General features: G+C 51.0%; 1 rRNA gene. It reads right to left on the reverse strand.

Annotated elements, in window-relative coordinates:
• A 23S ribosomal RNA gene (locus M8318_RS00080) occupies window positions 1–257 on the reverse strand; the annotation flags it as partial.

The following is a 257-nucleotide window of genomic DNA, read 5'->3' on the forward strand; positions in this document are numbered from 1 at the left end:
CGGGTCTATACCCTGCAACTTAACGCCCAGTTAAGACTCGGTTTCCCTTCGGCTCCCCTATACGGTTAACCTTGCTACAGAATATAAGTCGCTGACCCATTATACAAAAGGTACGCAGTCACACCACAAGGGTGCTCCCACTGCTTGTACGTACACGGTTTCAGGTTCTTTTTCACTCCCCTCGCCGGGGTTCTTTTCGCCTTTCCCTCACGGTACTGGTTCACTATCGGTCAGTCAGGAGTATTTAGCCTTGGAGG

Source organism: Leclercia tamurae, from assembly GCF_025566055.1.
Classification (GTDB): domain Bacteria; phylum Pseudomonadota; class Gammaproteobacteria; order Enterobacterales; family Enterobacteriaceae; genus Enterobacter; species Enterobacter tamurae.